Origin of the sequence: Microlunatus parietis (assembly GCF_013407955.1) — a bacterium.
GTDB classification, from domain to species: domain Bacteria; phylum Actinomycetota; class Actinomycetes; order Propionibacteriales; family Propionibacteriaceae; genus Microlunatus; species Microlunatus parietis.
Window position 1 is genome coordinate 5,990,088 of sequence record NZ_JACCBU010000001.1, and the last position, 24,404, is coordinate 6,014,491.

Genomic DNA, 24,404 nt, shown 5'->3' on the forward strand with positions numbered 1-24,404 from the left:
GGACTACCAGGCGGTCCAGCCGCCATCGACCACCAGCTGGGTCCCGGTGACGAAACCCGCCGACGGCGAGGCGAGAAAGACCACCGCACCGGCGATCTCGGGCGCCCGGCCCACTCGGCCGAGGGCGGTGCGCCGGCTCAGCCGTTCGAGGAACTCCCCGTGCGCGCCCTGCCCGGAGGGATTGGGGAACGGGCCGGGCACCACGGCGTTCACGGTGATCCCGTCGGGACCGAACCGGACCGCCTGGAACCGGACCAACTGGGCGATACCGGCCTTGGCCATGCCGTAATCGACCGGATTGATCGGCAGCCCGTCCGGATAGTTGGCCGGGTCCGGGCTGACCGTCCCGTACATGGAACCGAAGAGGATGATCCGGCCGCCGCGACCCGCGCCGCGCTCCCGCATCACCCGGGCCGCCGCCCGGCTCAGTACCAGCGAGCCGGTCAGGCTGACCCGGTAGCCCGCCTCGAGGTCGTCGGCGCCGATCTCGTCGTAGCCCTTGCCGCTGTGGAAGGCGGCCAGGTTGACCACGATGTCGAGTCGATCATGCTCCCGGCCGATCGCGGCGGCCTGCGCGTCCACGGCGGCGACGTCACCGATGTCCAAGCCGCGCCCGGAAACCCGGAGTCCCTCGCCGGCCAACGTCGCTGCGAGGGGCCTCGGCCCGGTCCGGCGCGGCGTCGGCGATGATCACCTGCGCGCCGTGCTCGGCCAGCGCCCGGGACACCTCGCTGCCCAGCAGTCCGGCACCGCCGACCACCCAGGCCACCTGCCCGGACAGGTCGAACCGGTGTTGTCGGGGTTCGGTCATGATCATCCTTTCCAGCGGGACGGGTCGACGAGGTCGAGCGGGCCGGCCGGAAGCTCGGACCGCACCCAGTCGAGCTCGGCCAGGGTGAGTGGCGGCCGCGCGACCAGCCGCGCCGTGTCGGTGATCTGCGCGGCCGACCGGGCGCCGACCACGACCGCGCCGACCCAGGGATGGCCGAGCACATAGCCCAGGGCAAGATCACGAAGGCTCTCCCGGCCGAGGGCCCTGCGGATCCGGTCCAGCCGGTCGGCGAGCTCGGTGGCGTCCGCGGGGTGGGGTCCGGGCCAGGACCGGGCCAGCGGATCGACGAGAATTCCCTGCAGGTACGTCGATCTGGCCGCGATCACCACCTTCGGCCGGGACCGGATCGCGGCCACGACGGGCGGCTCGCACCAGCGCCGGTCGAGCAGGTTGTAAGGAACCTGGACGTGACCGAGGCCGGGCAGCTGGAGCGCCGCGAGAAGCTCGTCCAGAGAGCCGACCGAGACGCCCCACTCAATGATCACGCCGTCGGCGCGGAGGCTGTCGAGGATGGTGACGGACCGCCCGGCGCCGGCCCGCAGGTCCCGGGCCCGGTGCAGCAACACCGTGTCCACGGAGTCGACCCGCAGCGCCGCGAAGGACGCCGCAAGGCTCTCCCGGACCGCGCGCTCAACGGCGGCGGGATCGGAATCCGCGTCGAACTCCGGCAGCGGCCTGATCTTGGTGATCAACGCTGGTCCGGGCCTACCGTCGCGGGCTCGACCGATCACCGCTTCGCTGTCGCCGTAGGCCCGCGCGGTGTCGATCCCGCGGGCGTTGACTGCCACCACCGCGTCGTACCAGGCGTCGGCCTCGTGCTCCGACGGCGGCTCCCGTCGCGGTCCGCGTCCGTACGCCTGACCCAGCTGGGCGGCGCCGATGACCAACCGATCCGACACCCGATGAACTTAGTACAGTGTCGCGCCCAAGTCTGCACGCCTGGCGGCGCCCGGGCACGCGCCTCGCGGCGCGCGAGTCGCTCGCGTTACGGCCCGGTAGCCCTAGGGATCGCATCTTTCCATGTCAACGACTGGTCAAGCTGCTTTATACATTGATACCGTAGTTGCGTTCTATGAAACTACCGCCCGCTCTGGGCGAAGGAGTTCTGAGATGCCCGAACCACTGATCTGGGCCAATCTGCTGCACCTCAGTTACAACATGTGGCTGGACACCCCGGGGGACTCGCCGGTGTCGTACTCGCCGGACCTGCGTTGCGACGACGAGCTCTGGGTCGAGCTCACCCAGCGGATGGCGGACGCCGGGTTCACCATGATCGTCATCGATCTCGGCGACGGCGTCCAGTACGCCTCGCACCGGGAGATCGCGGTCCGGGGTGCCTGGAGCCTCGGCCGGCTGGCCGAGGAACTGGGCCGGCTCCGCGAACTCGGGCTGGAGCCGATCCCGAAGCTCAACTTCAGCGCCTGCCACGACGCCTGGCTCGGCGAGTACTCCAAGATGGTGTCGACCAAGCTCTACTACGAAGTGTGCGCCGACCTGATCGACGAGGTGGCGCAGTTGTTCGACCGGCCGCGGTTCTTCCACATCGGCATGGACGAGGAGGCCGCGAGCTATCAGCGCAACATGGAGCTGGCGATCATGCGCCAGCACGATCTCTGGTGGCGCGACCTGCTCCGCTTCGCCGACGCGGTGGACCGGAACGGTTCCCGGCCGTGGATCTGGTCCGATCACGCCTGGCGCCACCCGGAGCCGTACTACGAGAAGATGCCGACGTCGATCGTGCAGAGCAACTGGTACTACAGCGCCCCGTTCGCCTCGGACGAGTCCGGGCGGCCCCGGGAGGTCGAGGGCGATGATCGCTATCTGACGTACCTGGACCTCGATGATCATGGCTACGAGCAGATCCCGACCGGCAGCAACTGGACCGTGCCGGAGAACTTCGGGCGGACCGTGGAGTTCTGCACCGAACGGCTGGATCCCTCACGCCTGTTGGGATTCCTGCAGACGCCCTGGCACCCCACGCTGCCCGCGTTCCGTGATCATCAGCTGGAGGCGATCGACGTCGCCGCCAAGACGATCAAGAACGTCTCCTAGGGTTGGGCGTCGACCAGGCGGCGCGCGGTGAAGTGGTCGGTGACCAGCACGTTGATCCAGCCACCGGCCGCGGCGGCGCGGATCGCGTCCACCTTGCCCGGGCCGCCGGCGACCCCGATCCGGCGCGGCACGGCGCGCAGTTCGTCCGGTCCGATGCCGAGCACCCGGTCGGTGAGCCTGGCGTCGACCAGGTCACCGGCGGCGTCGAAGAAGTTCAGGCAGACGTCGCCGACGGCGCCGAGCTTGATCAGCCGATCAAGATCACGTTGCGGCAGCGCGGTGCCCCAGGAGGCCCGCAGCGGGGAAGGTTTGGCCGAGCCGATACCGACCAGCACCATGGTCAGGCCGCTCCAGGCGGCCACCGCCTCGGCGATGTACGGGTCCAGCAGCAGGCCGTCCCGGACCGCCTTGCTGGCCACGACTCCCGGTGCCGGCAGATAGACCGGTTCGCCGCCGGTGAGCTGGGACAGCCGGTCAGTCAGCCGGGTCGCCCGGACCTGCATGGCCGGGTTGCCGACCGCACCGAGGGTCTGCACGACGACCTCGGCACCGCCGGTGGTCACCGGCCCGAGCGCGTCGACCATCGCGAACAGGGACGCCGACCGGGACGTGATGCCGATCCGCTCACCGCTGCGCAGGGTGCCCTCGAGATAGCTCGCGGCGGCCGCGCCGAGCGACGACAAGACGCCGGCCTCGCTGTCCGAGGCCGCCTCGGCGACCACGACATCGCGCAGGTCGAACGTGGTCCGCAGCCCCTGCTCCAACTCGGGGTAGAGCCCCGGCGGGGAGGCGACCACGGTACGGACGATGCCGAGCCGGGCCGCCTCCTTGAGCATCCGGGACACCCGCGACTGGGTCATGTTCAGCCGCTCGGCGATCTCCGGCTGCAGCAGACCTTCCTCGTGGTACATCCGGGCCGTCTTGACCACCAGCGACAGCCGGCCGAACGCGACCGGCGGCGCCGTGGCCGCCGACGAACTCATCGCCGTCCCTTCGTCCGCTGAGTTCCCGCGCATGCCGGTACGGTAACAGCGCCGGGCCTGACCGCAGGGGTATTCACGGCGTCGCCCGGTCGAGAGTTCCGACGACCTCGGCCGCCCGCCGCACGCCCAGCTCGGGGCTGGTCAGCACCTCGACACCGACCTGGACGGCCGCGGCGGCGCCGGCCATCGACGCCTGGGCGAGCACGATCACGTCGTGCTCCTCGGCCAGTTCGATGATCGCCGCCCCGACCAGCCGGTCGTGCCCGGCCTGGTCGCCGGAACTGACCGCCTGGAACGCACGGTCGACGACCCGTTCGGCCAGCTCCACCGGCCGCCCGGCCAGCTCGGCCCGCTCCCGCAGCAGCGCCGCGGTCGGGCGCAGCGTGGTCGGCAGGGTGGCGATCACGGCGATCCGGCTGCCGACGGCCACGGCCCGGTCGGCCATCGCCTCGTCGATCCGGAGCACCGGCACGCCGAGCCGCTGCTGCAGCTCAGTCGCGTAGCCCGAGATGGAGGAACAGGAGAAGATCACCGCGCTGGAGCCGGCATCGACCGCCGCCCGGCCCAGCGCCTGCAACCGGTCCGCGACGTGGGTTGCGGCGGCGTCCCGGCCGAGGTCGGCGACGATCTTGTCGTCCAGCAGATGCTGCACCTCGACGTCCGGCAGGTGCGTCCGGGCCAGCGCGGCGAACGTCGGGATGACGACGGCGCCGGTGTGGATGAAGGCGATGCGGGTCATGATCAACTCCAGGCTCGGGGACTACCAGGACAGCGCGTTCCAGACCGACATCTCGCCCGGACCCCGGTTGCCCCAGAGTCCGTACGGGACCAGTCGGACCGGCAGCGGTTCCGGCTCGGCCGGCACCAGCTCCCCGTACAGGGAACCGGACGGCACCTGGTCGGGCCGGCGCAGCGCCGTCGCGGTGAGCAGCACGTGGCCGGCGAAGATCCCGGTCCCGGGCTGTTCGGTCCACGCGACGGTACGCGGCAGCAGCACCGCCTCGATGCCCACCTGCGGCGGCAGGTCGGCGCTCTCCAGGCAGTAGACGACCGGCCCGCGGACCACCGCGACCTGGCCGGCGGCCTCCTCGACGAAGTGGTGGGCGGTGATCATCCGGGGTCGCAGTGGAATCCGTACGGTGATCGTCGCGGCGTCCCACTCGCGGTTGATCACCGCATAGCCGTTCTCGACCGCTTCGATCATGGTGCCGTCGACCTCGACGGTCGTGCCGGGTGCCCAGCCGGGGAGCCGGAGCCGGATCGTGCCGCGGACCGGCCGCTCGGCAGTGACGGTGATCGTCACCGTGCCGTCGGCCGGGTAGGCGGTCTGCTGGCGCAGGGTGACCGGCACCCCGCCCAGCGCCGCCGTGGCGTGGCCGGTCAGATACTGGTGCACCCAGATCCCGTTGTCCGCTTGGGAATACAGGTAGTAGGGCAGCTCGGCGATGAACCGGGCGATGTTCGGCGGGCAGCAGAAGCAGTGGTTCATGTACTCCTGCCGGCCCCGGTGGTCGGACGGCGGGACCGCGGTGCCGCCGGGGTCGCCGGCCCGCCGCAGTGGGTACGGCAGCCCGCGCACCTGACGTAGCGGGTTCGTGTAGAAGTAGCTCTTCCCGTCGGCGCCGATCATGGCCGGCAGCGCGTTGTAGATCACCCGCTCGATCTCGTCGGCGAAGCGGGCCTCGCCCGTCAGCAGCAGCATCCGCCAGGCCAGCATCAGGTAGCCGAGCGAGGCGCAGGATTCGTTGTAGGCGGTGGTTTGCGGCAGCTGGTACGGACGCCCGTAGGCCTGATGCGTCTTGGTGATCATGGAATAGTCCTGGCCGGCGTCCGGCGAGGCGCCGTCGTAGAGCGCGCCGCAGCCGCCGGTCAGGTACAACTTGCTGGAGACCAGGTCGTCCCAGATCGCGTTCAGCGCGGTGATCAACTCCGGGTCGCCGGTCTCCAGCGCCACGTCGGCCATCCCGGCGTAGAGGTAGTTGGCGCGGACCGCGTGGCCGACGGCCTTGCGCTGCTCCCGTACCGAAAGGACGTCCTGGTTGTCGTCGCCGCCGGCCGTGCCCTTGCCGCCGTGCAGGTCGAGCAGCCGCTCCGCCAACGCCAGATATTGATCATCGCCGGTGGTCCGGTAGAGCTCGATCACGCCCATATAGTGCGACGGGCAGGTGTTGCAGCGGGCGATCGCCGCCGGATCCTCGTCGCAGGTCCGCCGCAGGTAGCCGGCGACCTTGATCGCCAACCGGAGGTAGTCGTCGCGGCCGGTGACCCGGTGGTGGATACAGGCCAAGTTGATCAAGTGGCCGAAGTTGTACGTCTCGAAGTCCATCGTCTCGGCCAGCGGCCGCACGGCCGGGTCGGTTCGCCGGGCGGCCGTGGTCTTGGTGTGCTGGTAGCCGTCGGGCTGCTGCGCGGCGGCGATCGCGGCCGCGCCGAGGTCGAGCCACTTCTCCAGCCGCGGGTCGCCGGTCTCGGCCAGGATCGTGGCGGCCGCCTCCAGCCACTTGTAGAAGTCGCCGTCCATGAACGGCGGGCCCTGCCGGTCACCGTCGGCCGCACCGGCGGCGATCAGGAAGTTCTGGTACGCATGGGAGATCGCCGGGTCGAACATGATCGAACCCATGGTCGGGATGGTGATCTCGATCGCGCGGGCGCGCAGCCGGGCCAGCGGCGAGTCGCCGCCGATGGAGCAGGCCGCGGGCGGCAGTGAGGTCATCAGCGCGTGCCGGCTCGCGGAGGTGTCGGTCAACATGCGGCGTGCGGCCTTCCCTGTCGTACGTCTTCGAACACGTCGGCGGTGCCCATCTGGCCGCCCTTCAAGATCACCTCGAACGAACCGGAACCGAGCGAGGCCCGGCAGAAGGCGAGATTGCCCCAGGGCTCCGCCTCGATGATCAACTCCCGGACCCCGAGCCGGCGCAGCAGGCTGCCGGAGGTGTCGCCGCCGCAGCCGAGCAGCCTGGTCTCGGGCACCGCGTCGAGGCAGGCGTGCGCGACCTCGGCCAGCCGGTCGGCGACCCTGTCAGACGCCTCGACGCGGTCCCGGGACAGGGTGTGCACCACGACCGGAACGCCGGACCGGTGCCGCGCGACGGCCCGCTCGGCAACCCCGTCCTGGAACAGATCCAGCTCCTGCCAGCCGGCCCGTACCGCGTTCCGGATCTGTTCGCGGGTGCGCGGCGACGCGCTGCCGCTGAGGGCCAGCGTGCGTCCGTCGCCGGGGCCACCTGGTTGGACTTCGACAGGCCCAGCCCGCGTGCCTCCGAACCCTGAGCCGCACCTCCCTCCGAACCCTGAGCCTGTCGAAGGGCCCGCCCGACGCCGAGGCTCAGCCCACCGGACCCGATCATGAACCGCGGTCGCGCGGGGTCGGCGAGGGCGGCGCGGGCGACCAGTTCGAGGTGATCATCGGTGAGCGCGTCACAGATCACGGCCGCGTCGGCACCGGAGTTGATCAAGGTCGCCAGCCGGTCCGGGTCGGCGTACTCCGTCCACGGCACCGACCCGACCGAGAGCCAGGTCTGCCGGCCGATCAGCCGGGCCAGGTCCGCCTCGGCGATCGGCGTCACCGGATGGTGCGCCATGATCGGGTGCCGGTCCAGCCGGTGCACCCGCCGACCGTCGGAGGCGAAGTGCTGACCGAAGACGGTATAGCGGCCGAAGTCCGGCTGGGCGAAGATCATCGGCACCGGCGCCGGCGGGAACACCTGCCGGGCCAGCTCCAGCACCCGGCCCACGCTGCCCGTCTCCGGCGAGGAATCGGCCGTCGAGCAGGCCTTGTACTGCACCACGCGCGGATCGAGGTCCCGCAGCCGGACCAGCGCCGGCGCCACCTCGGTGGCCAGATCGTCGGCGGGCAGCGAGCGGGAGATCCCGGCGATACCGACCACCGCGTGATCGGCGAGCCCCGACGCCAGGTCGTCCGGCCCGGTCAGCAGGACACCGTCCAGCCCGGCGCGCCGGTACTGCAGCAGCGCGTCGATCGACCCGGTGAAGTCGTCCCCGTAGAACCCCACCTGCGTCATGGGCGGCACTCCGCGGGCGCCATCAGCGGCGTCCGAACGTCTCGAGGGCGGTGGCCAGGTCGGCGTCCCGGCCGGCTCGTTGATCAAGATCCTCGCCGGCCAAGGCGGCGTCCCAGGCCGACCGCATCGCCCGAACCCCGGCGCCCGGCCCCGCCGGATGGCCGTGGATGCCGCCGCCGGCGAGTACCAGCAGATCGGCGGTCCCGACCATCCCGTACGTCGCGGGAGCCAGGCCCGGCGACTGGCCGGAGGACAGCACCGGCAACGTCGGATAGCCGCCGAACAAGGGCGCCCGGACCGCGGCGATCGAGGCGACCACCTGATCATCGGTCTCGTAGAACTTGTTCGAGATCCCGTTGGTGTGCAGGTGATCGGCGCCGGCGAGCCGGGCCAGCTTCTGGAACGCGACGAAGTCGAGGCCGAGCTGCGGCGAGCGGGACAACGCCCCGAACATCGCCCGGTGGCCGTGGATCGGCAGCTCGCAGCGTTCCCGGAGATAGTGCAATCCGGGCAGCCCGACCGTCGTCACGCAGATCATGACGCAGCGGCCGCCGGCGTCCCGGACGAGATCATGGTTCGAGGCTAGCCGGGAGATGTCGTCGGTGATGTTGAAGGCGTACATCGGCAGCCGACCGGTCCGGTCCGCCACCCGTTTCAGGGCGTCGGTGACCACGGCGACTCGTTCGGCCAGCGGCAGATGGGGCGGGTTGCCCTGCAGTTCGTCATCCTTGATGAAGTCGATCCCGGCCTCGGCCAGCTCGGTCACCAGCGCCGCCAGTTCCTCGCCGGAGAGCCCGACACTGGGCTTGACGATGGTGCCGATCATGGGCCCGTCCGGCCGGTCCATCAGCTTGCGGGTGCCGTCCACGCCGAACGCCGGGCCCGGGTAGACCTCGGCGAACGCGTCCGGGAGCTCGAGGTCGACCAGCCGGAGCGCGCCGACCTCGCGCAACTCGAACAGGTTGCCGGCCACCGCGGCGAGCAGGTTGGGCAGCGACGGGCCGAAGTTCCGCAGTGGGAAGTCGATCATGACCCGACCACGGCGCGCCCGGCTCCAGTCGCCGGCCGCACCGGGCAGCGGCGGCCGGCCGCTCGGCGGCAGGTCCTCGATCGCGGCGACGGTCGCGCGGTGCCGCTGCTTCAACTCGGCGGTCTCCCGGGCGACCGCGACGAACGTCCCGCTCGACTGCTCGCCGGCCATCACCTCGGCCGCCTGCTCGAGCGGCAGCGCCGTCTCGATCTCGTAGACCGCCCGCACCAGCTCCGTCACCTGAGTTCAACCTCCGCCGACTGTACATGCACACTCGCATTTTCATGCATAACGAGGGCAGGAAGCAAGTACCGGCGCGATTGGGGATCCCGGCCGGGTCAGTGGGTGAGCGGGAGCCGGGCGAGATCGGCGTCGCACGGTCCGGGCGTGGCGGCGTCGACGAAGCGGTCGGCGACGGGGGACCAGCCGGCCCGGATCGCGGCCGCGCCCTTCAGCATCGCGATCCGGTACGCACTCGGGTCGAGACCCAGCGAGCGGAACAGGTCCGGGTCGTTCGGCTGGACCGGCGTCGACTGCAGCACGAGGTCGATCGCGCCGATCCTGATCACCGCCGCGTCTCCCATGTCGACCCTGGCTCCGGTCGCCATCGGCCCGGTGTTGACGAAGGTGCCGTCCGTGAGTGCCCGTACGGTCGCCTCGACCCGGACCGGGGTGCCCGAGCTCGGACCGGAATGGCCACCCAGCTCCAGGGCGACGGTCGCTCCCACTCCGGCTCGATGAGCCGCCGCGGCCGCCTCCGGGTCCCACAACGTGCCGAGGATCGGCACCTCGGGATGATCAAGGGCCAGCCGGAGCAGCCAGGTCCCGTCGCCCGGCGAGCCGCCGTTGATGTTGTCGCCGGTGTCGGCGATCGCCACCAACCCGGGGTCCGACAGCGCGTCGGCGAAGGCTTCGGCCGGCGGCGGCAGCTCCCGCGCGAACTCCCCGATCAGCGGTTCGGCGTAGGCCGCCAGATCGGCGACCGCAGCGTCGGCCGAGTCCCGGTAGCGGACGTCGGCCGCCGCCGAGAACCCCAGGCCGAGCCAGGGCACGTCGGCGTACGCGTAGCCGGCGTGGACGGTGACGTCGAGCAGGCCGTACTCGGACTCCAGAGCTCTGGCCCGGTCCATGATCAACCGCAGCGGCCGGTCGGCGGTCGCCTGGCTGGAGGGGATGGCCCGGCAGGGCAGACCGCGATGGGCCCGGGTCAGCGTGAGGCCCCGCGGAGCACTCGGCCCATGATCAACGCGGCGTCCCGGCCACGGTCGAACGTGTCGACGTGCGGGTTGGTCCGATAGCCGATCAGGGCATCCAGTTCGGACAATCGGCCGGTCCGGACATTGGCGTGCAGATCGGTGACCGCGATGATCGGGCGGTCGCCGAGGCGGTTCCGGAGCAGCGTGAGGATCGTCTGCTCGGCGTCGGCGTAGCGGTCGGCGACCAGGGCCCCGTGGAGTTCGAGCAGCACGCCGTCGACCGCACCGGCGCGATCGAGCCCGGTCCGGATGCCGTCGATGATCACGTCCATCGCCTCGGCGGTGACCAGTCCCGCCGGCGTGGCGTACGCGCCGAAGACGCCGATCAGGTCCAGTCCGGCCTCGGCGGCCCCGGCCAGGAAACCGCCGCCGACGGTACGCGTGCCGGCGAACGCGTCGACCCAGGCGGACCCACGCATCAACCCCCGGCGGCGGAAGGCGGCCAGGTCGGTCGGCAGCGGCGAATAGGTGTTGGTCTCGTGGAAGACGCCGATCGCGGCGATCCGCGGGCGAGGCTGGTTCACGATCCGTCCTTCGTTCCGACTGCTGGTAGGGTAACACCGCCAACAGAAACACTGATCCCACTGAATGAAAATCAGTCGGCTGGACATCGAGGCGGATGATCATGAACTCGCGGAGCGAAACCAGGAGCCGGGAGCTGCGGGCCCGGGCGGTCGAGCTGACCCCCGGCGGCGTGCACTCGAACGTCCGGCTGACCAGCCCGTCGGTCTTCTTCGATCGCGGCAAGGGCGCCTGGCTGTGGGACGCGGACGGCAACGACTACGTCGACTACCTGCTCGGCCAGGGGCCGAACTTCCTCGGCCACGCCCACGACGAGGTGATCACGGCGGTCGAGTCGGCGATGCGCCGGGGTGGCGTGTTCGGTTCTCAGCACGTGCTGGAGAACGAGGCCGGCGAGCTCTTCCTGGACAGCATCGGCTGGGCCGAGCGGGTCCGCTTCGGCGTCTCCGGTACGGAAGCCGACCAGGCCGCGCTGCGGTTGGCCCGGGCCGCGACCGGGCGGACCCGGTTCGTCCGGTTCGAGGGGCATTACCACGGCTGGCTGGACAACGTGTTGATCAAGACCGTCGACGGCGTCACCGGCCCGGCCAGCGAGGGGCAGCTGGCCCATCACCTGGACGACTCGATCGTGCTCGGGTTCAATGACCCGGTGGCGCTGGCTCGGGCGTTCGACGAGCACGGCGGCGAGATCGCGGCCGTGATTCTGGAGCCGATGATGTGCAACAGCGGCGCGATCCCGCCCGAGAACGGTTATCTGCAACGGGTTCGCGAACTGTGCACCGAGCACGGCGCGGTGTTGATCTTCGACGAGGTGATCACCGGCTTCCGGCTGACGCTCGGCGGCGCCGCGGAGCGGTTCGGCGTGACGCCCGATCTTGCCGTGTACGGCAAGGCGATGGCCGGCGGCTGGCCGGTGTCGGCGCTGGCCGGCCGGGCCGACGTGATGGACCGGTTCGCCGCGGGGGTCAACCACTCCGGCACGTTCAACTCCTCGGTGCCGGCCTGTGCCGCCGTCACCGCCGCGCTGACCGTGCTGCGGCGCGATGCCCCGTACCAGCGGGTCGAGGAGCACGGCGCCCGGTTGATCGACGGCATCCGCAAGCTCGGTGTCGATCATGATCTTCCGCTACGGGTGCAAGGCCTGCCGATGGCGTTCCACGTCGGGTTCGGCGACCCGGCCCCGGTCATCGATGCCGCGGGACTGGGCCGGCTGGACCTGAAGCGCTACGCGGACCTGGTGCCGGTCCTTGTCGATCATGGAATCTGGGTCGCGCCGCGCGGGATCTGGTACGTGTCGGCGGCGCACGGCGACTCCGAGCTGGCTGCCGTACTCGAACGCCTCGACGCCGCCCTCAGCGCCGGCGGTAGGCGCTGACGTGCAGGGTGCTGTCGGCAACGAACGGTTCCCGGTTCCAGCCGGCCCAGCGTTCGCTCAGGCGTAGCCCGGCGAGCCGTGCCATCAGGTCCAGCTCGCTCGGCCAGGCCAGTCGGTACACGCCCGTGCCCGACGTGATCCCGGTGCCCGAGATCCGTACCAGATTCTCCAGGAAGACCTGCGTGGACGGGCCGTAGCGGCAGACGTTGAGCCCGACGCCTTCGTGCCGATCCAGCGCGGCCGGACGTATTCGTGCTCGTCGGTCCAGGTGGTCGGCACGTCCGTCTCCACCACGAACGCGCCGTCGTCGCCGAGATGCCGGGCCGCGTTCTCGAAGCAGCGAACTTGATCATCCTGCGTCCGCAATCCTCCGTCCGTCGCCGATCCCGAACTCCAGGGCGCGACCGTTCCCGGCCAGATCGGCCAGGAACCGGCAGGCGGCGTCCTCGTCGCCGCGAAACCAAGGTCGCCCGCTGTCCTCACCGCGGATCGCGGTGTCCGCGTCGGTGAGATCGGAGCGAGGCCGGAACGCCCCCGGATCGGATTCCATGATCACTCAGCCTGCCGCGAGGTTGCGCGCTGCCGCTGCGATGCCCTCGGCATCGATTCCGGCCTGCCGCAGCAGTTCCTCGGGCTTGCCCGAGCCGGGCATCTGACGCACCGCGAGTTTGTGCACCGGAGGGCGGTCGCCGGTCTCGGCGAGCGCTTCGAGGACCGCTTCGCCGAGCCCGCCCTCCGGCCAGTGATCTTCGACCGTGATGACGGCGCCGCAGTCACGCGCAGCGGCCCGGATCGTCTCGGCGTCGATCGGCTTGATCGAGTAGGCATCGATGACGCGTGCGTCGATTCCTTCGTCGGCAAGGGTTTCTGCCGCCGCAACCGCCTGATCGACCGTGATCCCGCAGGCGACGATGGCGACGCTGTCGCCGTCGCGGAGGGTACGGGATCCGCCGATGATCACCTTCTCGTCCGCCGGTGTCCGGACCGTCGTCTTGCCGCGCAGGAGCCGCAGGAACGAGATGCCGGGCCGGTCGGCCAGCTGAGCGACGAGCTGCGCCGTCTGGTTGGCGTCGGAAGGGTGCAGCACGGTCGAGCCGTGGATCGCCCGGAACGAGGCGATGTCCTCCAGCGCCATCTGCGAGGGACCGTCCTCGCCGATCGAGACGCCGGCGTGGGAGCCGGCCAGTCGCAGGTTCGCCTGCGAGATGGCCGCCATCCGCACGAAGTCGTACGCCCGCGAGAGGAACGCAGCGAACGTCGACGCGAACGGCACCCAGCCGCGCACCTGCAGGCCGATCGCCGCAGCCACCATCTGCTGCTCGGCGATGAACATCTCGAAATAGCGATCCTCGTGGGCCTCGCGGAACAGTTCGGAGTGGGTGGAGTTCGAGACCTCGCCGTCGAGCGCGACCACGTCGCCGCGGATGGATCCCAGCGCCGTCAGGGCCTCGCCGTACGCCAGCCGGGTGGCGACCGCCTCGTCGACGTCCCAGCTGGGCAGTTCGCCGCCGGCGACGGCGAACTCGTGCGGCTCGGCCGGGTCGGGCCGTCGCAACTGCACCCGCAGGTCCCGCTCGCCGCCGAGCTCCCGGATGGCCTCCTCGGGGTTGTCCAACGGCTTGCCATGCTTGCCCGGCAGGTCCTCCACGGCCTTGACCCCGCGGCCCTTCATGGTCTTGGCCATGATCATGGTCGGGCGATCGGTGACGGCGAGAACTTCGTCGTAGGCGGACTTGATCGCCTCGACGTCATGGCCGTCGATCGTGATCGCGTGCCAGCCGAAGGCCTCCGCCCGCGCCCGGTACCGATCCAGATCCCAGCCCAGCATCGTTTCCCGGGTCTGGCCGAGCCGGTTGACATCGATGATGGCGGTGAGATTGCTCAGCCGGTTGAACGCGGCATGCTCGATGGCCTCCCACATCGATCCTTCGGCCATCTCCGAGTCGCCGCACAGGCACCAGACGCGGTAATCGATCCGGTCGAGCCGACGGCCGGCGAGCGCGATGCCCACGGCGATCGGCAGGCCCTGACCGAGTGACCCGGTCGCTACGTCGGTCGGCGGGATCCGGGGCGTCGGGTGACCCTCCAGCCGGCTGCCCAGCTGACGGAACGTCGACAGCTCGGCGTCGTCGATGATGCCGGCCGCCTTCAGGATCGAGTAGTAGAGCGGCGATGCGTGGCCCTTGGAGAAGATCAGGTGATCGTTGGCCGGGTTCGTCAGCTGGTCGACGTCCCAGCGCAGATAGCCACCTTCGAGCAGGACCGCCATCAGATCGGCCGCTGACATCGACGAGGTCGGGTGTCCAGACCCGGCGGCACTGGACGCACGAACGGAGTCGACCCGCAGCTGTTGCCCGAGTTCGCGGAATCGTTCGGTCTCAGTCACCCGGTCCATGTTGCCACTAGTGTCGACACGCCGCGAGGACTACCGGAGGACCCAACCTCCGTCGACGGTGAGGATCTGGCCGGTGACGAAGGCGCTGTCGTCGCCGGCCAGGAACAGGAACGCGCCGGCAAGATCATCGGCGTAGCCGCGGCGCTGCAGGGCCTGGTGCGGCAGGATGCGTTCGGCGGCGACGGTCTCGTCCGGTGCCCACCGGACCTCGTTCTCGGTACGGATCGCGCCGGGCATGATCGCGTTCACCCGGATCCCGTCCGGGCCGACCTCGCGGGCCAGGGTCCGGACCAGCCCGATGATCGCGGCCTTGCTCGTGGTGTAGTGCATCGCGCCGACCATGCCGAGGTCGACCATGATCGACGTCAGGGCGATGAACGAGCCGTGGCCGGAGTCGCGCAGGTACGGATGGGCGTGCTTGGCCAGCAGGAAGGTGCCGCGGACGTTGACCGCCTGGGTCAGGTCCCACTGCTCGACGGTGATCTCCTGCCACGGCCGGTGTGTCTCGTACGCGGCGTTGGCGACGACCACGTCCAGCCCGCCCCAGCGGGCCGCCGACTCCTCGACGAGGCGCTCGACGGCGACCGGGTCCGCGAGATCCGCGGGCAGCGCGATGGCGGCGTCGCCGAGTTCGGCGGCGACGGCCCCCGCCTCGGCGGTCCGCTCCGGGTGCGGCTGGTGCGCGATGATCACCTTCGCGCCCTCGGCGGCGAACCTGCGGGCGGTCGCCGCGCCGATGCCGCGAGAGGCTCCGGTGATCAACGCGACCCGGTCGGCCAGCTTCCCGGTCATGCGTGAGGTCCGGCGGCCGCGGGCAGCGTGATCATGGGCCGCAGCCGGCCCGGGTACGGGGAGCGGGCGGTGAACAGCCGGCCGGCCAACGGGTCCGCCGCCGAGTCGGCGTCGGAGAAGCCCTCCCGGGCGCTGGTGATCAACACGTCGCGGCCGTCCGGCCCGCCGAGCTCGACACTGGTCGCCTGGGGAGTCGGGATCGTGATCACGACGTCGACCGTACCGTCCGGCGTGTAGCGGCGCACCTGCCCGGCACCGTAAAGGGCGACCCAGAGTCCGCCGCCCTGGTCGGCCGCCAGGCCGTCCGGCAGCCCGTCCTCGGCCGGGATCTCGAACGCGACCCCGGACCCGGTGACCGTGCCCGACGCGGGATCGACCCGGTGCCGCAGGATCACGTGGCCGAACGTGTCAGCGTGGAACAGCTCGGTGCCGTCGGCGGACCACACCATGCCGTTGGACAAGGTGATCCCGCCGGCCTGCCGGGTGCTGGCGCCGTCCGAGTCGACCTTGATCAACTCGCCGGCTCCCGGTGTCCGGGCCGGTTCGATGCTCCCGATCCACAGGTTGCCGGAGGCGTCGGCGGCGCCGTCGTTGACCAGCCAACCGTCCGGTACGTCGACCGTACCGAATCCGGTCAGCCGCCAGGACCGATCATGATCACGACGGGCCGCCAGCAGCGTCGTACCCTGCACCACCAGGGCGGCGCCGGCACCGTCCGGCTGGACCAGCGACGTGCGGCCGCCGTTCCTGACCACCGGCTCGGCCGGCCCGTCCGGCCGTCGGGTCCAGACGTGGCCGGGGTCCGCGTCGACCCACCACCAGGCCTCGCCGTCCCAGCGGGCGCTCTCGCCGAGCACGGTCCGCGGGCCGGCCGGCTCGGCCAGCGCGTCGGCGGTGGTCGCGATCATCCGTACCCTCCGGTGCAGCAGCGACGGCGACAGGCTCAGTGGGGGAGCGGGGTCCGGCGCCCGGTCATGATCAGCTTGGTTTCCGGGTCAGCCGCGAGGCCGCGCCCGCGTCGAGGTAGAGCGAGGCCTGCCGGTGGGTGCGCAGCACGCTGGCCGGGCAGTCGGTTGTGAGCGGCCCCTCCAGCGCTGACCGTACCGCGTCGGCCTTGTGTGGACCGATCACCGTCGCGACCATGGCCGCGGCACCCATCAGCGCCGGCACGGTCAGCGTGAGCGCGTACTCCGGCACGTCATCGATGGTCTCGAAGAGCTCATCGTCGACCTGCTGCTTGCGGGACACGTCGTCCAGCCGGATCCGCCGGACCAGCCGGGTGTCGGCGAAGTCGGTGTCGCCGGGCTCGTTGAACGCGATGTGGCCGTTCACGCCGATGCCGAGACAGGTGACGTCGATCGGCGCCTCGGCCAGCAGGCCCGAGTAGCGGGCGATCTCGGCCTCCGGGTCGGCGGTGGCGTCGATCCGCTGCAGCCCGGCCCGCGCGGCCTCCGGCAACCGGTCTGCCAGCCACTGGCCGAAGCCCTGCGGGTGGTCCGGGGCCAGGCCGAGGTAGTCGTCCATGTGGAAGGAGCGGACCGTGGTCCAGTCGATCCGGTTGTCGGCACGGAGATGGGCCAGCATCGCGTCCTGGGACGGGGCGCTGGCGAAGATCACCCGCGCCGCGCCGGACCGCTGCTGGGCCGCGACGATCAGGTCGGCAGCCGCCGCGGCGGCGCGCCGCCCGGCCTCGTCCTCGGTCGGCTCGATCACAACGGCCCCGGCCAGAGGGCGAGAATCGGCGAGGTCCATCAGGCGGTCCCCTTTCAAAGAGAACGCTCCTGTCCGTTCGCGGAGCGGAGCGGGGGTTCAAGGGGGTCGTCCCCCCTTGCCAATCTATTGCAATCGGTTGCAGAAGACAGTAGCGTGTGGCCCGTTCCCGGTCAACGACGGTCCCGTCTTGTGGGGCTCGGGGGAGGGCGGAGTGGATGGCTGACGGTGCCGGCGACCGGATCACGGAGATCAAGATCACGGCGCGGGAGCAGCTGGAACAGGTGATTCTGCCCTTCTGGCTGGACCGCGGGATCGACCACGAGCTCGGCGGCTTCCACACCTGCTTCGACAACCGCGGCCGGAACCGTACCGGAACGGACAAGTTCACCTGGTCCCAGGGCCGGTTCGTCTGGCTGCTGGCGCACGCCGCCGAGCGGGTCGCCGCGGGGGACCTGGCCGGCTCGGCGGAGGACCTGCTCGGCTGGGCCCGGCGGGGTGCCCGGTTCGTCGCCGAGCACGCGATCCGGCCGGACGGCACCTGCTGGTACGCCACCACGCGGGACGGCCGGCCGCTCGCCGAGAGCCGCGGTGGTGGCCAGCCCGATCGCAGCGTCTACGCCGACTGCTTCGCGGTGCTCGGCCTGGCCGAACTGGCCCGGGTGGAGCGGGACCGGTCCTGGCTCGACCTGGCCGACCCGGTGTTGCGCCGGGCCCGGGCCGACATCCTGGCCGGCACGGCACCGACGCCGCCGTACCCGATCCCGGCCGGCCACACCGCCTACGGGCCGAAGATGATCTTGGTCAACGTGCTGCTGGCCGCCGCCCAGGCCGACCTGGCGGTCGGCGGCACGGGGCCGTACCGGGAGTGGCTGGCCGAGGCGCTGGAGTCGATGATCACCCACCGGCTGCCGGACGGCACGTTCGCCGAGCTGCTGCCGGCCTCGACTGACACGCTGCTGGGCCGGCACCGGGTGCCCGGACATGCCATCGAAGGCACCTGGATGGCGCTGGCCGCGATGGACCTGCTCGATGATCATCGGCACCGGGATCGGTTGCTGGACGGGATTCCGGCCCTCTGCGCCTCCGCCTGGGACCCGGAGTTCGGCGGCCTGCTGCGCTATGTTGACGCGGGCGGGCCGGTCCGGCCGCGCGGGACCGACGCCGGCAGCCCGTACGAACAGGGACTGATCAACACCTGGGACACCAAGCTCTGGTGGGTGCACTCCGAGACCGCGGCGACGACCATGATCGCCACCCGGCGGTACGGCCACGCCGGGTCCCGGGACTGGCTGCTCCGGGTCTGGGATTTCATGATCAACACGTTCCCCGGCGGCGACGACGGCGAGGAATGGATCCAGATCCGGGACCGGGCCGGCCGACCGCTGGACCAGGTCGTCGCCCTGCCGGTCAAGGACCCGTTCCACGTCACCCGGAACCTGATGCAACTGCTGACCGCCTGATTTCGGTCCGAATTAGGGTCCATCCTCTATCAGAATTCTGGTCGTCCGGAGCTCTTGTGGTGGGCGTCACTGCCGCCTTACGATCACACCATCCCAAGCCGGAATCGTGCTGGAGGTGCCGAATGATCACTCGTCCGAGCCACAACCTCCGCCGGATCGGCCGGAGCTGCGGTGCACTGGTCTTGCTGGTCGTGCTCGTAGTCACCGGTGGTCCGACGCCGGCCCAGGCCAACACCGGGCTGACCCGCTACGCCTGGTCCGCCAATCTGGGCCTGATCGCCAACCACTCGCCCTGGGTCCGCAACGTGACGTATGCGATGACGCCCAGTACCGCGACCAGCGGCCGGATCACCGGCCGCTTCGTGCAGTACGACCACGAGGATGCCCCTGCGAAGGCGCGGATCGGCTATGCCGGCCCGTGCAACGGCGTCGAGAGATGCACGATCTACACCGCGACCTCGACCTACTCGGGCACCTGGCAGGGCGGATACACGTTCGACGGCACCGACAACACCGGCCGGCTGTCGATCACCTGGGACAGCGGGATGACCGAAACCTGGGACCTGACCCAACTGCGCGGCGGCACCCTCGGCCAGATGATCTTGGTCGCCGCCAACTGGGTCGGCGTCGACCCGAACGGCGGCATCGGCTTCGGGTCCAAGCAGCCGTTCAGTTACTACAAGACGATGGGCATGGTCGACTCGGTGAGCGATCTCTACTACGGGTCGTACGACCGGATCGTCAACGGCCAAACCGCGGAGTTCGACGTGCCGTGGAACCTCAACGTCGGTGCGATGAACGGCAGTTCCACGTACCCGAAGGGGCTCTACCTGCTGCAGAGCCCCAACACCAGTTATCCGGCCTGTCGAGATGATCTTGAATACATCAAGGGCACGATCTACACGATGTGGGTGACCAACGCCGGCCGGCTGATGTCGCAGAACAACTGGCGCCGCTGCCTGGTCCAGGCCGAGACCGGTGAATATCACGGCGGTATGCACGTCGCTATGCTCAACCAGGTGATCGACGACAGCAAGAACCTGGTCGGCGTGGTGGGGATCGAAGCGTCGCCGTCCGGCGGCTGGACCCTCGCCCGGATCCACGCGCTCAAGCAGTGACCGCGCCGCCGGAGGTACGGATCGCCACGCTGCCGGCATTCCCGGACCGGCCCAATGAGGACCTCGTGCTCGCGCGGGACGGCGTGATCGTCTTGCTCGACGGCGCCGGCAACCTGAAGCACCTGGCCAGCGGCTGCAGCCACGGCGTGCACTGGTACGTCAACCGGCTCGGCCCGGCTCTGCTCGGCCACGCGACCGACCCGGCCACGCCGCTGCCGGAGGCGCTGCGGCTCGCGATCATGGACGTACGCCCGCAGCACGGCGGCGCCTGCGATCTTGATCATCCGAACTCGCCCTCGGCCACGGTGATCGTCACCCGGCTCACCGACCGGCTGGAATCGCTCGTGCTGGCCGACTCGACCTTGATCGTGACCGGTCCGGACGAGGGCCCCACGGTGGTCACCGATGACCGGCTGGACCGGCTGGTCACCCGGCTGCGCAGCGAGGGTCACCCCACGGCGCCGGGCTGGATGACTCCGTACCGGAACCGGCCCGGCGGGTTCTGGGTGGCCGGCACCGATCCGGCGGCGGCCGACCAGGCCATGATCAGGTCCTGGCCGCGGGAGGAGGTCGACGTGTTCGCCCTGCTGTCCGACGGCGCAGCCCGCGGCGTGGACCTGTTCCATGATCAGGACTGGCCGACGGTGTTCGCGACGCTCGCGGCCGACGGTCCGATGGCCGTCCTGGAGCAGGTCCGCCAGCTCGAAGCCGCCGACGCCGACCGGGCCGGGTGGCCCCGCGCCAAGGTCAACGACGACGCGACGATCGCGTACGTCGAACTCGGCTGAACGGTCGCCCAAGCCGAAAGATCAGCGGAACGACTCGCGGACGATCCCGCCGACCAGCGCGCACCAGGTCGACGGCGACATCACTCCGTCGGCCGGCAGCCGGTGCAGTCGCTGCAGCTTGCGTACGGCGACCTCGGTGACACCGTCGAAGGCGCCGGTCACCGTCGTCCCGAAACCCTTGGTGGCGAGCATGGTCTGGATCGCCGAGACGGCCGGGCCGGAATCGCCGAGCCGGACCGGCACCGGTTCGACCAGCGACCGCCAGGTGGGCGGGGTCAGCGTCGCGTCGACGTCGACCGGGATTCCGTTGCGAGCCTGCCAGTCCTGCACCGCGGCGACCGTGGCCGGCCCGAACGCGCCGTCCGGCGCCAGTGGATAGCCCTGGACGTTGAGCAGGTACTGCACGGTGATCACAGACGGGCTGTTGACGAACCGCCACAGGTCCGGCCAGCGTCGCTCCTCGTCCATCGTCGCCTCGCCCAGCTTGCGGGCGATCTTGCGGCGGACCTTCGGGAAGATCCCGTAGAACGCGATACCGGGGCACTGCGTGTGCCGGAAGTCCCAGTGGCCGAAGATGTCCCAGGCGTGCAGGCCGTACTGCTCGCAGACGGCGACGCAGAGCTTGACCATCGACTCGAGCAGCGCGTCCGGCGGCAGCTCGGTGATGTAGGTGCCCTCGTTCTCGATCCCGATCGCGCGGCCGTTCTCGCCCGGGCAGTGGGCGGAGATCACCTGGTTGCCGCCGGTGTCCAGCTGAGCGAGGCTGCCGCGCCGGCCCTCGAGGACGTACCCGCCGCGGCTGATCGTGAAGTGCTGGCCGGTGTCGGACCAGCCGTTGCGATCCATGTGCAGGTCCTGGCAATCCCTGGCGAGCTTGATCGCCTGCTCGCGCGAGTAGTCCGTGACGTTCGGGAAGGCCATGTGGTGCAGGATGATCTTGTTCGTCGCGATCGCACTGAGCGGCAGCGCGCCGGCCGGCGGCCGGGCACCCCAGCTGTCGCAGTCGATGATCCAGGGAAAAGTGGCGCTGGGCACCGCGTGCGCCGTGGCGGCGGTGCCGCCGATCATCGCAGTGGCGGCGATCCCGAGACCACCCTTCAGTACGGCACGACGAGTCCGCATGGCTCTCCCTCCATTGGGCTGCGCCGATCGTACGACGAGCGACGGCGATTTGTCGCCGGTTAGGCTGATCACGTGGCAGCACCCAGCGAGACCCGACCGGAGACCGGCGCCGCGACGGCGGCCCTGCCGCTGCGGGCCGAGCTGCGGCGGCAGCTGGGCCGGCGGCGCACGATCGGGATCCTGGCCGTCCTGGTCGCCCTGCCGCTGGTGCTGATCGGAGCGTTCGCGCTCGGCGGCCCGTCCGACGGGACGGCGCCGACGTTCGTCGACCTGGCCCAGTACGGCGGGCCCAACCTGACCGTCTTCGCCCTGTACGCGGCGACCGGGTTCCTGTTGATCATCGTGGTGGCGCTGTTCTTCGGCGACACAGTGCCGTCCGAGGCAGCCTGGGGAACGCTGCGTTACCTGCTCATCGCGCCGGTGCCGCGGGCCCGGCTGCTCGGCAGCAAGCTGATCATCGCCGGACTCTCCGCCGTCGCCGCGATGATCGTGCTACCGGTCTGGACGTTGATCGTCGGCGGCTTCGCGTACGGCTGGAACTCGTACCTGTCGCCGACCGGTGATCAACTCAGCCTCGGCGACTTCCTGCTCCGGCTGCCGATCATCATCGGCTACCTGATCCTCAACCTCGCCGTGGTCGCCGCGTTGGCGTTCGCGTTCGGCGTGCTCACCGACGCCCCGCTGGCGGCCGTCGGCGGAGCCGTCATGGTCATGATCGTCTCGGCGATCCTCGACTCGATCCCGGCCCTCGGCCCGATCGCGGACGGCCTGCCCGGGCACTTCGCGTTCGCCTGGGCCACCGCCCTCGCCCCGACCATCGACTTCTCCCGGATGGCCACCGGCGCACTCTGGTCGATCGGCTACGCGATCATCGGCTTCGGCTTCGCGTTCTGGTGGTTCCTCCGCAAGGACATCACCAGCTGAACGCCGGCCGAGTTGATCACCAACTGAGCCGGTTGCCCACGCAGCATTCGACGGGCCGCCGACCGATCGTCACCTGACCTCCACCTGCCCTTCCTAGCGTTCCGACCCGAACGCAGTGACTCGGAGGGGTGCCATGTCCTTGATCTCCCGTCGTACCTTGATCGCCGGTGCGGGCGTCGCCGCCGGCCTGGCCGCGACCGCCGGAACCGCTCGGGCGGAGGCGTCGGGCCGGCGGCCGCTGATCGGCAAGGCGAGCCGGACCCAACTGCACGTGATGAGCTTCAACATTCGGTACGACCGCTCCGGCGTCACCCAGCCGGGCGATCCCGATCACTGGCCGGACCGCCGGCCGATCATGATCGAACTGCTCGAGCTGGAGCAGCCGACGCTGCTGGGCGTCCAGGAGGTGCTGTACGGGCAGCTGGCCGCGATCGAGCAGGCACTGCCGGAGCACCGGCTGGTCGGTTACGGCCGGCAGGGTGGCAGCCACGACGAGTACTCCGGGATCTTCTATGACCCGGCCCGGATCGAGGTCCTGGAATGGGACCAGTTCTGGCTCTCCGATACCCCGAAGGTGATCGGCTCGGCGACCTGGGGCAACACGGTGACCCGGATCGTCACCTGGGCCCGGGTTCGGGATCGGTACTCCGGCAAGGAGTTCGCCATGATCAACACCCACTTCGACCACCAGTCCGAACCGGCCCGGGTGAACAGCGCGAAGGCGATGGTGGAGTTGATCAACAGCGGCCTGTCCGGCCTGCCGATGATCGTCACCGGCGACTTCAACTCCTCGTCGCACAACTCCGGCGCCTACGCGATCCTGGTCGACAGCGGCGAGCTGATCGACAGCTGGGACGTGGCGGAGAAGCAGCTGACGCCGGAGTGGAACACGTTCGCCGGTTACCGGGAGCTGGTCGAGGGCGGCAACCGGATCGACTGGGTCCTGGGCAGCGCCGAGGTCCGGGTCCGCAAGGCCGCGATCAACGGCTACCGCAAGGACGGCCGCTATCCGTCCGACCACCTGCCGGTACAGGCGCTGGTGCAGCTGCCGCCGGCCTGATCATGATCGGCGGTGGTCCGCCAGGACGTTCTGGACGACCTGGTACGGATCGTGCCGCCAGCCGAACCGGCGGGCGCCGGCGTACTCGTCGGTGCCGTTCAGCCGCGACCGCCGGATCGTGATCAACGCCTTCCAGAGCGCCCAGCCGCGGCCGCGGGCCCAGGTCGCCTCGTCCAGTGACAGCGCGTCCCGGAACCGGCGGGCACTGGCGCCCTCGAAGAACGTCCAGGTGATTGCCAGGTCGCAGGACGGATCGCCGACGGCGGAGCAGCCGAAGTCGATCACCGCGCTGAGCCTGCCGTCGGCGACCAGCAGATTGGAACCGACGAGGTCGCCGTGCAGCCAGACCGGTTTCCGGTCCCACTCCGTGGCCAGCGCCGCCTGCCACACCTCGGCCACGGCGCGCACGTCGATGCGGCCGGCGATCAGGTCGAGCGCTTCCGGGATCTCCTCGTCGTCATAGGTCGAGAGCGGCCCGCCCCGGTGTCCGTAGCCCGGCTCCGGCGGCGGCCCGCCGGTGGCGTCGAGCCCGTACAGCGTGCTGAGGAAGTCCGCCAGGTCGACCGCGAACGCAGCGAGGTCGGCGATCGGCGCGAGACCGGCCGGCGTCCCCGGCAGCCAGCGATTGATCGACCAGGGCCAGGGATAGCCGCACCCCGGACGTCCCAGCGCGACCGGCTCCGGAATCGGCTTCGGCAACTGCGGGGCCAGCACGGGCAGCCAGCGCTGCTCCTTCGCCACCGCAGCCGCATACCCGGCGCCGCTGGGCAGCCTGATCGACAGTTCGTCGCCGAGCCGGAAGGTCGTGTTGTCCCAGCCGTTCAGCGCGACCGGCCGGACGGGGAGCTTCGCCCAGTGCGGGAACTGCTCCGCGACCAGCCGGGCCGCCAACTCCGCCGTGATCTCATCCCGGTCCACGAGGCCCGATTGTTCCGCGGCGGTCCCCGGCGAGACCAACGG

At 70.6% G+C, this 24,404-nt stretch carries 25 protein-coding genes and 1 pseudogene; 7 read left to right on the plus strand and 19 right to left on the minus strand.

Annotation, left to right across the window (positions count from 1 at the left end):
* Window positions 1–3: 3 nt before the first annotated feature.
* From BKA15_RS28845 to BKA15_RS28855, 3 genes are read right to left on the minus strand one after another with little or no spacing between them, the layout of a single operon-like run.
* Complete coding sequence (locus BKA15_RS28845) at window positions 4–606, minus strand: SDR family oxidoreductase (RefSeq protein ID WP_179756850.1); 603 nt, start codon at window positions 604–606, stop codon at window positions 4–6.
* Window positions 593–811: a hypothetical protein gene (locus BKA15_RS28850; RefSeq protein WP_179756852.1), complete on the minus strand. Its 219-nt coding sequence runs from the start codon at window positions 809–811 to the stop codon at window positions 593–595. The genes BKA15_RS28845 and BKA15_RS28850 overlap by 14 nt, the downstream gene beginning before the upstream one ends.
* 2 nt (window positions 812–813) lie before the next feature.
* Entirely contained in the window at window positions 814–1,731 is a 918-nt protein-coding gene (locus BKA15_RS28855; RefSeq protein WP_179756854.1) for an aldo/keto reductase, read from the minus strand.
* A 211-nt stretch (window positions 1,732–1,942) separates the two neighbouring features.
* Between BKA15_RS28855 and BKA15_RS28860 the strand changes: the two genes are divergently transcribed.
* Entirely contained in the window at window positions 1,943–2,884 is a 942-nt protein-coding gene (locus BKA15_RS28860) for a glycoside hydrolase family 20 protein (protein WP_179756856.1), read from the plus strand.
* Here BKA15_RS28860 and BKA15_RS28865 read toward each other — a convergent pair.
* From BKA15_RS28865 to BKA15_RS35980, 8 genes and pseudogenes are all read right to left on the minus strand, one after another.
* Entirely contained in the window at window positions 2,881–3,900 is a 1,020-nt protein-coding gene (locus BKA15_RS28865) for a sugar-binding transcriptional regulator (protein ID WP_218871616.1), read from the minus strand. The genes BKA15_RS28860 and BKA15_RS28865 overlap by 4 nt on opposite strands.
* A 40-nt stretch (window positions 3,901–3,940) precedes the next feature.
* Window positions 3,941–4,606, minus strand: a complete 666-nt coding sequence (locus BKA15_RS28870; protein ID WP_179756858.1) for an aspartate/glutamate racemase family protein — start codon at window positions 4,604–4,606, stop codon at window positions 3,941–3,943.
* A gap of 21 nt (window positions 4,607–4,627) precedes the next feature.
* On the minus strand, window positions 4,628–6,616 hold the full coding sequence (locus BKA15_RS28875; protein ID WP_179756860.1) for a glycoside hydrolase family 127 protein: 1,989 nt from the start codon (window positions 6,614–6,616) through the stop codon (window positions 4,628–4,630).
* The gene (locus BKA15_RS35965) at window positions 6,610–7,068 is read right to left on the minus strand and encodes a nucleotide-binding domain containing protein (RefSeq protein WP_246323291.1); all 459 of its coding nucleotides are present in this window, start codon (window positions 7,066–7,068) and stop codon (window positions 6,610–6,612) included. Before BKA15_RS35965 ends, BKA15_RS28875 begins: the two co-directional genes overlap by 7 nt.
* A 134-nt stretch (window positions 7,069–7,202) precedes the next feature.
* Window positions 7,203–7,889, minus strand: a pseudogene (locus BKA15_RS35970) (four-carbon acid sugar kinase family protein); the annotation flags it as partial.
* A 22-nt stretch (window positions 7,890–7,911) separates the two neighbouring features.
* The gene (locus BKA15_RS28890) at window positions 7,912–9,159 is read right to left on the minus strand and encodes a RuBisCO large subunit C-terminal-like domain-containing protein (RefSeq protein WP_179756866.1); all 1,248 of its coding nucleotides are present in this window, start codon (window positions 9,157–9,159) and stop codon (window positions 7,912–7,914) included.
* 98 nt (window positions 9,160–9,257) lie between these two features.
* The gene (locus tag BKA15_RS36655) at window positions 9,258–10,244 is read right to left on the minus strand and encodes an MlrC C-terminal domain-containing protein (protein ID WP_312879719.1); all 987 of its coding nucleotides are present in this window, start codon (window positions 10,242–10,244) and stop codon (window positions 9,258–9,260) included.
* On the minus strand, window positions 10,127–10,699 hold the full coding sequence (locus BKA15_RS35980) for a M81 family metallopeptidase (protein ID WP_179756870.1): 573 nt from the start codon (window positions 10,697–10,699) through the stop codon (window positions 10,127–10,129). Before BKA15_RS35980 ends, BKA15_RS36655 begins: the two co-directional genes overlap by 118 nt.
* Before the next feature lie 95 nt (window positions 10,700–10,794).
* On the opposite strand from BKA15_RS35980, the gene BKA15_RS28910 reads away from it, so the two are divergent.
* On the plus strand, window positions 10,795–12,072 hold the full coding sequence (locus BKA15_RS28910; RefSeq protein ID WP_218871617.1) for an aspartate aminotransferase family protein: 1,278 nt from the start codon (window positions 10,795–10,797) through the stop codon (window positions 12,070–12,072).
* Here BKA15_RS28910 and BKA15_RS35075 read toward each other — a convergent pair.
* From BKA15_RS35075 to BKA15_RS28935, 6 genes are all read right to left on the minus strand, one after another.
* Complete coding sequence (locus tag BKA15_RS35075; protein WP_218871618.1) at window positions 12,050–12,193, minus strand: hypothetical protein; 144 nt, start codon at window positions 12,191–12,193, stop codon at window positions 12,050–12,052. The two genes, BKA15_RS28910 and BKA15_RS35075, sit on opposite strands and share 23 nt — an antisense overlap.
* A 228-nt stretch (window positions 12,194–12,421) precedes the next feature.
* Entirely contained in the window at window positions 12,422–12,622 is a 201-nt protein-coding gene (locus tag BKA15_RS35080; protein WP_218871619.1) for a hypothetical protein, read from the minus strand.
* Between the two features lie 6 nt (window positions 12,623–12,628).
* Window positions 12,629–14,467, minus strand: coding sequence for a transketolase (locus BKA15_RS28920; RefSeq protein WP_179756872.1), 1,839 nt, complete (start codon window positions 14,465–14,467; stop codon window positions 12,629–12,631).
* 30 nt (window positions 14,468–14,497) lie between these two features.
* Entirely contained in the window at window positions 14,498–15,259 is a 762-nt protein-coding gene (locus BKA15_RS28925) for an SDR family NAD(P)-dependent oxidoreductase (RefSeq protein ID WP_179756874.1), read from the minus strand.
* Entirely contained in the window at window positions 15,256–16,167 is a 912-nt protein-coding gene (locus BKA15_RS28930) for an SMP-30/gluconolactonase/LRE family protein (protein WP_179756876.1), read from the minus strand. Before BKA15_RS28930 ends, BKA15_RS28925 begins: the two co-directional genes overlap by 4 nt.
* A gap of 70 nt (window positions 16,168–16,237) precedes the next feature.
* Window positions 16,238–17,011, minus strand: coding sequence for a 6-phosphogluconolactonase (locus BKA15_RS28935; RefSeq protein WP_179756878.1), 774 nt, complete (start codon window positions 17,009–17,011; stop codon window positions 16,238–16,240).
* Between the two features lie 176 nt (window positions 17,012–17,187).
* On the opposite strand from BKA15_RS28935, the gene BKA15_RS28940 reads away from it, so the two are divergent.
* The 3 genes from BKA15_RS28940 (at window position 17,188) to BKA15_RS28950 (ending at window position 20,338) form a co-directional block, all read left to right on the plus strand.
* Window positions 17,188–18,432 (plus strand): AGE family epimerase/isomerase, encoded by a 1,245-nt coding sequence (locus tag BKA15_RS28940; RefSeq protein WP_179756880.1) that lies wholly within the window; start codon window positions 17,188–17,190, stop codon window positions 18,430–18,432.
* A 122-nt stretch (window positions 18,433–18,554) separates the two neighbouring features.
* Window positions 18,555–19,550: a hypothetical protein gene (locus BKA15_RS28945; protein WP_179756881.1), complete on the plus strand. Its 996-nt coding sequence runs from the start codon at window positions 18,555–18,557 to the stop codon at window positions 19,548–19,550.
* Window positions 19,547–20,338: a protein phosphatase 2C domain-containing protein gene (locus BKA15_RS28950; protein WP_179756884.1), complete on the plus strand. Its 792-nt coding sequence runs from the start codon at window positions 19,547–19,549 to the stop codon at window positions 20,336–20,338. The genes BKA15_RS28945 and BKA15_RS28950 overlap by 4 nt, the downstream gene beginning before the upstream one ends.
* A gap of 21 nt (window positions 20,339–20,359) precedes the next feature.
* Here BKA15_RS28950 and BKA15_RS28955 read toward each other — a convergent pair whose 3' ends face one another.
* Window positions 20,360–21,460 carry a peptidoglycan recognition protein family protein gene (locus BKA15_RS28955; protein WP_179756885.1) on the minus strand — a complete coding sequence of 367 codons (1,101 nt, stop codon included), beginning with the start codon at window positions 21,458–21,460 and terminating at the stop codon, window positions 20,360–20,362.
* 72 nt (window positions 21,461–21,532) lie between these two features.
* On the opposite strand from BKA15_RS28955, the gene BKA15_RS28960 reads away from it, so the two are divergent.
* Window positions 21,533–22,384 carry an ABC transporter permease gene (locus BKA15_RS28960; protein WP_312879496.1) on the plus strand — a complete coding sequence of 284 codons (852 nt, stop codon included), beginning with the start codon at window positions 21,533–21,535 and terminating at the stop codon, window positions 22,382–22,384.
* A 133-nt stretch (window positions 22,385–22,517) separates the two neighbouring features.
* Window positions 22,518–23,444 (plus strand): endonuclease/exonuclease/phosphatase family protein, encoded by a 927-nt coding sequence (locus BKA15_RS28965; RefSeq protein WP_179756887.1) that lies wholly within the window; start codon window positions 22,518–22,520, stop codon window positions 23,442–23,444.
* Here BKA15_RS28965 and BKA15_RS28970 read toward each other — a convergent pair whose 3' ends face one another.
* Complete coding sequence (locus BKA15_RS28970; RefSeq protein WP_179756889.1) at window positions 23,445–24,362, minus strand: aminoglycoside phosphotransferase family protein; 918 nt, start codon at window positions 24,360–24,362, stop codon at window positions 23,445–23,447.
* Window positions 24,363–24,404 lie beyond the last annotated feature (42 nt).